The organism is Cryomorphaceae bacterium (assembly GCA_007695365.1).
In the GTDB taxonomy this organism is placed as follows: domain Bacteria; phylum Bacteroidota; class Bacteroidia; order Flavobacteriales_D; family SKUL01; genus SKUL01.
In genome coordinates this window covers 1-9,169 of sequence record REDV01000104.1, presented here as the reverse complement: position 1 = coordinate 9,169, position 9,169 = coordinate 1, and the positions used below count along the sequence as shown (strand labels likewise).

General features: G+C 43.7%; 6 protein-coding genes and 2 pseudogenes. 4 read left to right on the top strand and 4 right to left on the bottom strand.

The genetic code is table 11. The features are described from left to right. The first annotated feature begins 312 nt into the window (after positions 1–312). The 3 genes and pseudogenes from EA392_11240 (at position 313) to EA392_11230 (ending at position 3,019) form a co-directional block, all read left to right on the top strand. Positions 313–1,956, top strand: a pseudogene (locus EA392_11240) (transcriptional regulator). 482 nt (positions 1,957–2,438) lie between these two features. Further along, positions 2,439–2,668 (top strand): annotated as a pseudogene (locus EA392_11235) (hypothetical protein). A 114-nt stretch (positions 2,669–2,782) separates the two neighbouring features. After that, a complete protein-coding gene (locus EA392_11230) occupies positions 2,783–3,019 on the top strand; it encodes a hypothetical protein (GenBank protein TVR38033.1) in 237 nt (78 codons plus the stop codon). Positions 3,020–3,041: 22 nt separating this feature from the next. On the opposite strand, the gene EA392_11225 is transcribed toward EA392_11230, so the two are convergent. Next, the gene (locus tag EA392_11225; GenBank protein TVR38032.1) at positions 3,042–3,653 is read right to left on the bottom strand and encodes a hypothetical protein; all 612 of its coding nucleotides are present in this window, start codon (positions 3,651–3,653) and stop codon (positions 3,042–3,044) included. 38 nt (positions 3,654–3,691) lie between these two features. Next, positions 3,692–5,437, bottom strand: coding sequence for a hypothetical protein (locus tag EA392_11220; GenBank protein ID TVR38031.1), 1,746 nt, complete (start codon positions 5,435–5,437; stop codon positions 3,692–3,694). 76 nt (positions 5,438–5,513) lie between these two features. Here EA392_11220 and EA392_11215 point away from each other — a divergent pair, with 76 nt between their 5' ends. Next, positions 5,514–7,772 (top strand): site-specific DNA-methyltransferase, encoded by a 2,259-nt coding sequence (locus EA392_11215; protein ID TVR38030.1) that lies wholly within the window; start codon positions 5,514–5,516, stop codon positions 7,770–7,772. 33 nt (positions 7,773–7,805) lie between these two features. On the opposite strand, the gene EA392_11210 is transcribed toward EA392_11215, so the two are convergent. Then, a complete protein-coding gene (locus EA392_11210; GenBank protein TVR38029.1) occupies positions 7,806–8,357 on the bottom strand; it encodes a sigma-70 family RNA polymerase sigma factor in 552 nt (183 codons plus the stop codon). A gap of 72 nt (positions 8,358–8,429) precedes the next feature. Beyond that, a complete protein-coding gene (locus EA392_11205) occupies positions 8,430–8,771 on the bottom strand; it encodes a hypothetical protein (protein TVR38028.1) in 342 nt (113 codons plus the stop codon). Positions 8,772–9,169: the final 398 nt, after the last annotated feature.

Sequence of the window (9,169 nt, the reverse complement as noted above, 5' to 3'; positions counted from 1 at the left end):
CAACAGGTGAAAGCCGCTGTGCCCGTGTACTACAGCGGGTCGCCCATTCCGCTTTCCTTCAGCGAGCACCGCGACCAGAAAAGGGTGTTGCTGAAGTCAAAAGCATGATTAAAACCAAGATTTTCTATCAACTTCAATTTTTTAATAGCCCTCATCCCCTCCCACATCGTCGCCTGGTAATTTTAGTCAAAACCTGAACCAACGCTAAAGATTAACTCAATTTTACAACAAAAAGAAATGATGTGACAGCAACATATGGTATATTTCGCAGAATACATTTTCAACTAATCAAGCTCAACAAGACAATAGAAAATGGCGCTCCCCATCAACATAGAAGATTTAGTACATGGCCGTACCATCGAGTGGGAGCGTTTGGAGTTTAAGCAAGGATGGAACCCCAAAGAGGTGCTCCATACGATGTGTGCATTTGCCAATGACATACACAATTGGGGGGGTGGATACGTTGTTGCCGGAGTGGCAGAAACCAATGGCCAGCCGGTGTTGCCTCCTGCCGGTTTGCAGGCGCATCAAATTGATAGTATCCAGAAGAACATTGTTGAATTAGCCCATAAGGTAAACCCGAACTACTTTCCCATTACGCAACCCTACCTTTTAAGCGATAAGCACATTATAGTAATTTGGTGCCCGGCAGGAGACAACAGGCCTTATGATGCGCCCGAGTCCTTAGCTAAAGGATCCGCACGATTTCCCTATGTGCGTATAACCTCTGAAAGCGTAAAGGCACGCGGTGAGAATTTGAGAAGGTTACAGGAATTGGCAGCCCGCATTCCATTTGACGATAGGATAAATCAGCAGGCAAGCCTGAACGATTTAAACCTGGGGTTAATAAGGGAATACCTTCAGGAGATAAATAGCGGTTTGCTGGAAGAAAGCGCCAAAATGCCTTTTGCCGATTTATGTCGGGCTATGCTCATTGCCAAAGGGCCCGGCGAAGATTTAAGACCAGTTAACGTTGGCCTTCTGTTTTTTTCGAATCACCCGGACCGGTTTTTCAGCAGAGCGTGGATTGAATTGGTGTGGCATAAAGATGATTCGGGCAAAACTTTTAAAGAGATTTACTTTAAAGGTCCGGTGCACAAGCAGCTCCGGGAAGCGCTTTCTTATATTCAATCAAATATCATCGTAGAACTTGTCAATAAAAAAGCGGATAGAGCTGAGTCAGAACGGTTTTTCAATTATCCGTTTGAAGCTATTGAAGAAGCCTTGTCTAACGCGGTTTATCATAAAAGTTATGAGCGTGGGGCGCCTGTAGAAATTCAAGTCTTTCCGGATAAAATCACTGTTTTAAGTCATCCGGGGCCAATGCCCCCGGTAAATGCCGAAGTGCTTTCATCTCAGCAAAGAATTATAGCCCGGGAATACCGCAACCGGCGAATAGGAGACTTTTTAAAAGAACTAAGACTTACCGAAGGCAGGGGGACAGGTTTTCCCAGAATTTATGGATCATTATAAGCGAATGGTTCGCCAGCACCTGTATTTGAAACAGATGAAAAAACCTATGTTTTGGTAACTCTTCAAATACACCCGTTTGTTGGTACTGAAAAAGGTACAGAAGAAAGTAACCAAGAAATAAACTTTAATATCAAATCATTAGAAGATATTACTGCAATAAGTAACCAAGCAAGTAACCATGTAAGTAACCATGTAAGTAACCAAGTACGGCAGGTGCTGGTAGCGCAATTTGGATCCAGTGTTTTAAAAGTATTCCACAAACTATTTAATCATGAGCTATCAAGTACCGAAATTTTACGGGAATTCGGAATAAGCAAGCAAACCAAAAATAAACAACGGTATATTGACCCTTTGTTCAACAATGGATGGATTGAATACACCATACCGGGAAACCCTAAAGACAGAAATCAAAAATACCGGTTAACTGAATCTGGTAATCAAATCGTTAAACTAATAGGCCACATCAATCACAAGGAGCTATGAGCAAAAAAGGATTAGACTCACTATTCGTGCACTACGGCATTCGAAAGGATGGTATGCAAACCATTGAAGCAATGTGTGCGGAGTTTGAAATAGACATGGCATGGACTCCGGAGGACAAAAAAAGTATCCCGAAAAAATGAAAAAGCTATTGAATAAGTAGGTGACTGTATAGTCATTAAAAACTCTTTTTTCAAATAGGAAGCAACTGCATCCTAAATAAATCACCCCCCATAAAAATCCTCCAAACCATCGACTTGCTCATGGTTAAATACCACAGGTGTCAACGATAAAGCCACCAATCGTTAATAAAAGCAACACACCAAAATCACCCCATGAAAATTCTCCACACCGCCGACTGGCACATTGGCAAGAAGCTGCACAAGCACGACCTCAGCACCGATTTTGAACTGTTTGTGGATTGGCTGGTGGCGCAGGTGAGCGAACAAAAAGTGGATGTGCTGCTGGTTTCGGGCGATGTATTTGACCTGGCGGCGAAAAATGTAAAAATTGACACCTTTTCATTTACGAGGGCTTTGGCACCCTGGACCCCGAAACACTGGATCAGACCCTCGATACGCTGGAAAAGCTGCAAACCGAATCGTCAAAAACCATTGGAATTATCAGTCACGTAGAGGCGCTGAAGGAACGCATCAGCACGCAAATACAGTTGGAGCGGAATGGGCAGGGGTATAGTAAGTTGACGGTGGTTTGAGAAGACTCTTGTGCGCTGACTGTCTCGGCCTTCAGATTTATTTGTTTCTCACATTAGCACCCTTTAAAAAAAAACATCATCATGACCAGGCTAATTTCTTATAAGAATTGTAGAATGCAAGGCACAGGCTCGTGGCCATGGTTCACTTGTGATGAATATGGTTCAGGATTTGTCAAAATTGCTTTGATATTCAAAATTCAACCGGTCTTTAGGGAAGGGGAAAGGGCACGTATCGGTTCCGTTTTACAGGATCTCTTCCGCTTCGATTTTGACATACCTAAAATCAAGCATATAACCTTCATTCAACCCATCAAATGTATGGGAAGCTTAAATTTAACCATCAATCAGTAATAAAAGCTGCTTATACAGTGTATCACCTACTTTTTGAGGCTTCATTTATTAACGCCACTGGTATCGCAATAATAACTTTCAATACATTCCAGACAGTCATCATTACCCCCCTGTTCCTTGACTTTGTATAATAACTTTTGCTTTCTTCAATGAAAGCATTAGAATCGAGTACTTCATTATAAAATGCTCTGAAGTAATCTAAATTTGATGGTTTGAGGTCATAATCGCGATATCCCTTAGAACCGTAAAGTCTAATGGATGCAGTTTGCGCATTGCACAATTCTAATAAAAGTTCTTTATTTATTGCGTAAATAACATTTTCTGACACTTTCACACTTGTTGTTTGTGTGAGTAGTTCTTTTTCAGTACCTACATCTGAATCAGCTACAACTGGTTCGTTTATGACATATACTTCCTCTTCTATTTTGATTTTGAGATTTCCTCTTCTCAGAAACCACCAATTGTCTGCCCACAGAGTAAAATTTAAATATACGAAAATCATCTCGCTGTCCTTTACTGCTGACATTTTCAAAGTTAAACGATCATCACCATCCATAGGAAGGTTAATTTCGTGTTTATGGTAAAATTTTTCTACCTTTTCAAAAGAATCTTTAATTGAAGTTGTTATTGGCATAATCTAGATTTTTATGTTAAATTCTCATTTTGTTGATTTCATAATTCCTGCTGGCTGATCAGGTATATGTGTAACTGGGCTTTGGCCCGGCTGGCGCCGATAAAAAATTGGTACATTTCTTTGCTGGCTTCTCCCTGTTCCGGGTTTCGCAATACGAGGAAGACCACATCGCGTTCCAGGCCTTTGAAGCGGAGAATGGTGGTACACTGCAGCCCTTTGGGATCGGTGAGGTTTTGATCGGTGAGGGTTTCGAACGGTTTTTTGTCGCTTAAGAGCTCGTTGAAAACGCGGTCTTTTTTGCGTCCGGTGGGGTCAAAAAGGTTGGACGAAAACAGGACTATTGAGTTTTCCGGGCTGTAGTTTTTCAGGCGCTGCTGCTCTGTAAACACCCTGGCGATATCCTTCAGCACCTCTTTCGGCGCAGTCATCTCCTTCATGATTACAGAATTGCCATACTGGCCATTCCGACTGAAACTTCCGGTATCGATATCCGTCACCAGTTTTAAAATACCCGGAGTTCCGGAAGCCCTGAACCGGTTCTTTAACCTGAAATGTGCCGCAAACATTTTCAGCAACTCAATGGTATCGAAATCTGTCGGGTTGTAGCCCTGCAGGGTGTCGTACAGCAACCAGTAAGAACCCGTTTGCAAACCGTCTCCCCATTCACCTACAAAATGATCGAGCACTATGTCTATTCCGAGGTGAAAAATATCCTGGGCTTCGTCCACCACGATATAATCATAGGCAATACCATCCTGCTTTTCTGAAAAACGATTCACCACTTTGGCGAGCAGCTCAGGAATTTTGCTGCTTTGGTTTGTATAGGTTAACTCATCGGCCGGTATTCCTGACTGCACCAGCAATTCTTTTTTGATCCAATCGTAATAGCGTTTCACCTCCACATTCAGCCCCGCGTTGTTAACCCAGGCCTCCATCTCAGCAGCCAGGAAAATATTCCAGCACACGTACAAACCCCTTTTCCCCTGCCGATGCTGGTCGCTCATATAATGGCGTGCAGCCCGTGATTTTCCGCTGCCGGGCGGTCCTTGAATCATGAGCCGGTTATTTTCGCTCAGTCCACCAAAAATTGCGCGCTGCATATCCGCAAGCCGCCGGGTCTCTTCTATTCCAAAATTGATATTGTCGCGAATGGTATCCGGAGTGACATTCGGGGAGAAAATGTTCGCGATATTTTTAATGGCTTCTACCGACAGGGGTTTCATTGCTTTCCAATCCGGATTTCCGGCTTCTTCAGACGCCTTGGTTTTTTGGGAATCGAGTGCTTTTAAAATTCTTCCATGCGCATCAGAATCAGTTAGACCGTCCATAAAATGAACATCTGGCTTCCATTCTGTACCTTCATAATTAAAGGAGCAGTGCGCGAAAAACACCATGTAACCCACAAAAGTGTCTTTGACTTTTCTTTTTTGAAGTGTTTTAACTATGGTTCCGGCATTATGGGAAGCTTGCGTAAAAGGGTCATCAAAATTGCTTTCCGTACCTGTAGATTCCCGGGTGTGGTAGTTGATATTTTTCCGGTAAAACCTTCCTTCGCGCCGGGAGATATGACCTCCTTTACATTCTATCACTACGATTCCTTTCTCACAAATCAGCACAAAATCACACTCCCCCTCTTTTTGTGAAATGTGATTCGACAAATTAAGTCCGTGCAGCACGTACCAATGATGATCCGGGTCATAGCGAAACACCTGGTCGATGAGTTGAGCAAAGCGGCGTTCACCATCGTTTCGCAAATCGGAGTCTTCGTAGTATTTTACAATCATGGTAGTGGGTTGATGGTTGGATAACTGGCAATATCGCAAAAAATATCAATCCCTATCTTCGGACGCTTAAAACGCCATGACTTCGGAGTCCTACCATATTCTACTCACACCATTGCTCGACACCGTGGTTCCGGAGGTTTCACCTTTTCCAATGGCTCCCTATCCATGGCTGAATGAACGCGGCAACATCATTCGAAATTGGATAGAAGAACACCTTGTTCGTGAACTGGAAACATTGTTTGGAGAAACTGCAGTTGCCGTTGCGCCCAAGCTTCACGAATTTTTCGAAAACTTTTTTGAGTGTGGTTTGTGGCGAATCGATGAGGATAAACGTCACCTTCATTCCGCTCCACCAGATTATTTGTACATCGAAGCCTGGCAATTTGTAGTAAATCAGCGCATCGTGCTTCAAAATGGAAACGTTTTGCACTTTGCCTGGAAGAATATTCTTCAACGTCAGGAGCACGAATCATTCAACCAAGCTCCAAAAATAAGACTGGCACGAACAAAACCAGAAATCCAGTCGGGTGAAATGACCATCTGGATGGAGCAGATTTACAGCGACCAAAGCCAAACAGAGTTGTTTAAATCGGACTGGCAACAGCTTCAGAAAAACATTCCCGGAGAATGGGAATCTGTGTTGATGCATAAGGTGAGGACCTCGCGTGCATCGGGCATGTCATTCCTGGAAAGGGTCTTTAAGCAATTTGTCTTTCAGGCACCATCAGACTTTTTCGTTTGCCGGAATACACGTGAATTTCTGGGTGCAGGGTTGGACGTTTTTATCACACAAAATTGGCTGAATCTGGATACACTGCGCGGATCCACAGACAAAAAGCTTCACCTTATCGAAGAAGCCCAAGCCTTTCGTCAGTTGGCTTTGGGTGTAATTGACACCATTGCACAATGCGAAGAAACTGTGCTTACCCGACGTTCCCGGACACCGGAAATAGCAGCAGGCGGGTATCTCATTTCGCTGAAGCACATTCCACGAAAATTTTACAAAAGCATTGCAGCCAACACCCAGCAGCGTGAGGAGTGGATAAAAGTCATCGGCATTGACCGGATAAAAGGTTATTCCAAACCCCTCACCTCTGCTTTCCTGAAAAAGCATCCGCACCTGATGTGCGATACCCGGTTTTTTTCTGAATCATTGGTAAAAGATTTGCTCGCGGCATGCGAATCAATAATTGATCGTCCGGACGGACTGTTGATTCGCGGCGAAAACGAAACTGCGTTGCGCTGGTTAAAAGAAGATCAAAAGGAACAGGTCCACTGTATTTACATCGATCCGCCGTACAACGCCAATCAACCCAAGTTCACCGCGCGATTGAATTACCGGAATGTTTACTCACCCGTAGCTTGGCATCGCATGATCAGGGATCGAATCGCGGAGGCCACCGCATTGCTGGCACCCCAAAAAACACTGTTTTGCAGCATAGGCAAGGAACAGTTGTTTCCGCTTTTAAAACAGATCCAAACCGCACCGGAATCACTTGCTTTTATCGATTTGTTCTCCTGGGTAAAAACCAACTCTCCTTCGGGGCTTGCGCGTAAAAGCAAAAAAATGGTAGAATACCTGTTGGTATTTGAAAAGGATCCCGGATCCAAGCGGTACCAAAGTGTGCAACGCAAAGTAAGAAGCGCCAATCCATTGCTCAACCAGTCAAACGCTGTGAGCGAACTTACCTTTCCGGCTGGCACTCCGGCAAAAATTGAAAACAGCGAAATTTCTCCGGGGGAATACGGAACGGCCAAATATGCAATCACGTTAACAACCCCGCTACTCGTAAAGGATGGCGTTTTGCAACAACCGGCCACTCTTTCGGGGCGATTCAAATGGTCGCAACAGTACTTCGAAAATCAATTGGCACAGGGTGTCCGTGTGGAATTCCTGACGAAAAAACTGGTACCGGTTTACCGAAAGCCTGAATACGGGAGAGACACCCCGTCCAATCTCATCAATGCGAAAGTGAATGTGGGAACCTATGAAGATGCCACACGCGAACTGCAGCACCAGTTTGGATCAGTTGGCGACTTTGCCCATCCCAAACCGGTGTCATTGATTCGTTATCTTATTGATTTCAACCTGGAGAAGGACGAAACGGTACTGGATTTTTACGCGGGTTCTGGTACCACCGCCCAAGCGGTTATGGAATTAAACGCTACAGACGGTGGTACCAGGAGATTTATACTTGCGGAACGAGGTCATTCGTTTGACCGGTTGATTGTGCCGCGCATTCAGAAGACTGCCTTCAGCAACAAATGGCATAAAGGACAACCCACGGGGAATGGTCAGGCGCAATGCGTGAGGTACATTCATTTTCAATCGTGATCGATCAATACGCTTTGCACTACACCGAAAAGGTCAAGCCGCCCTATTCCCCCCTTCCATCCAACGCTTCAGGTAGCGTTTGGCGCGATTAATTATGGTACCTACAGATTTTTCTGAGACATTCATTATTTCGGCAATCTCCGCATAGGACAAATTCTGCAATCGCAACTCCAATATCTGGCGCTTACGCGGACAGAGGTTTTCCATTGCTTCAAGCATGAGTTCTATTGCCTCAAACTCCTCGCGCGATTTGCTCTCCCACAATGTGTGCGCATTGTCATAGTCATAAGTTATGGGCACCACAACGGTAGCATTCTTCTGGGCCCGCATAAAGTCCAGACATTTGTTGTGCACAACCCGATTCAACCATGCCTCAAACTCTCCTTTCTCCGCATTGTATTTCACCACCTGTTTGATGACATGGCTGATACATATATCGTAGCAGTCCATATAGAACACCACGCGCTTGAGCGTTGCATGATTGATGCGATGCCCATATTTATTAAAGGTTTTAACTACACTGGCGGTAATCAAATCGTACAATTCGGTTTGTTCGGCACGGGTCATTTTATTCAGATTTTTCATTTGGCTTATTGTTTATCAGTTAATATTCAAAAAAGTAAGTCGCAGGTATGATTTTCTCTATGATGGCCCGCCTTAAGCGGCGTAGAGTAAAAATTCATCACTCCATTCCATTAATTCCCACGCGTCGTCCAGATATACATCTGATGTAAACACATCCACATCTATCACTCGCGCATCGCGATCAGGCATGTATGCGAGCACTTTTTCGTGTACCCAATCATCTGCATCTCTGTGAAAGACTCTCTCGGCAATGCGCAAATCTCCTTCTAAAGCGAGGAAGTAAGTGTATCGTACCGTTATCTCAATAAGATTAGGGTCCTTTATGAATTCCTCGGCCACAAATGCTCTGAGATTGTTAATTTGACCTTTTATATCCAAGGCTTCCACTTCCATAACTTTCATTTTGCTCATCATACTTTTTGGGTTTTAGTTTGTACTATTTATTTGTTTTTATGTCACTTATCATTGTTTCATCATTCATCCGTTTTGTGTTTCCAGGCCAGAATCAATCAATGCCGTTTCGTATGTAATCAGGGTTTTCTTTCCGTTTGCGTGAAATAAGCCGATCTTTTTCTATGACTTTATTCATTTTATTTATTGCTTCAATCATGCTTTTCGTTTATGTGATATGAGTCCTTTCTTCAAGTTTGCGTGATATTGCAAGACCTTGATTGATTTTTCATTACATCTCGCTAATGAGTCGTTTCCCTGGTGTTTGCGTGAAATTAGCCGCTCTTTTTTCTGTGACTTTATTCATTTTATTTATTGCTTCAATCATGCTTTTCATTCTAAGTGTGACTCTGGCGAAATGA